The following is a 1,271-nucleotide window of genomic DNA, read 5'->3' on the forward strand; positions in this document are numbered from 1 at the left end:
TCTACCATACAGTTGTCTTCATCCATAACAATCATTCCACCAGAACCCATCATAGAGCCTAATGCTATTAGGTTGTCATAGTCAATAGGTGTGTCAATATGATCTGCAGTGATACATCCTCCCGATGGTCCTCCTGTTTGCACTGCCTTAAAGGCCTTTCCGTTTGGAATTCCACCACCGATCTCATAGATAACTTCCCTTAGGGTTGTTCCCATGGGTATCTCCAATAATCCTGTATTGTTGATCTTGCCACCTAAGGCAAATACTTTTGTTCCCTTTGATTTTTCTGTTCCTATTCCTGCAAACCAATCTGCTCCCTTTAATATGATTTGTGGAACGTTTGCATAGGTCTCAACATTGTTCAATAATGTTGGCTTATCCCAAATACCCTTATGTGCTGGGAATGGTGGTCTTGGTCTTGGCATACCCCTTTTCCCTTCGATTGAGTTTATTAAAGCTGTTTCTTCTCCACACACGAAGGCTCCAGCACCTAGTCGAATTTCTAAATCAAAAGCAAAGCCTGTTCCAAAAATATCTTCTCCTAATAATCCCTGCTCTTTCGCTTGGTCAATGGCTATTTGTAGTCTTTTTACTGCAATTGGATATTCTGCTCTAATATATACGTATCCTTTAGTAGCTCCTACTGCATACCCTGCTATAGCCATAGCTTCTATGATAACATGGGGATCTCCCTCTAGTACTGATCGATCCATGAAGGCTCCTGGGTCTCCTTCGTCAGCATTACAGGCTACATATTTTTGATCTCCCTCTGCATTAGCAGTGAAGCTCCATTTCATTCCTGTTGGAAAACCTCCACCACCTCGGCCTCTTAAGCCCGATGCTTTAATGACATCAATAACCTTTTCTGGTGTCATCTCTGTTAATACCTTTGCTAGAGCTTGATAGCCATCAAAGGCAATATATTCTTCTATAACCTCTGGATTAATTAATCCACAGTTTCTTAAGGCAACCCTTTGTTGTTTTTTGTAGAAGCCTACTTCGTCGATTGCTCTAATTTTGTCTTCCACTACAGCTTCTTTGTATAAAAGATCTGTTACGATCCTCCCCTTTAACAAATGCTCTTCTGTAATTTTGTCAACATCATCTACACTAATATGGCTGTAGAAAGCACCTTCAGGGTATACAATTACGATAGGTCCTGCTTCACAAAGTCCAAAACATCCTGTTTTTACTACCTTTACTTCCTTTTGAAGCTCATATTTTTCTAATAATTCTTCAAATCTATCTAAAATCTTTAAGGAATCTGATGA

At 39.8% G+C, this 1,271-nt stretch carries 1 protein-coding gene; it reads right to left on the minus strand.

Features of this window, described 5'->3' with window-relative positions; translation table 11 throughout:
- On the minus strand, positions 1-1,271 hold a 1,271-nt coding region (locus CHB72_RS25730), incomplete at both ends, for an SLBB domain-containing protein (protein ID WP_141131621.1).

This window comes from Anaerovirgula multivorans (genome assembly GCF_900188145.1).
In the GTDB taxonomy this organism is placed as follows: domain Bacteria; phylum Bacillota; class Clostridia; order Peptostreptococcales; family Natronincolaceae; genus Anaerovirgula; species Anaerovirgula multivorans.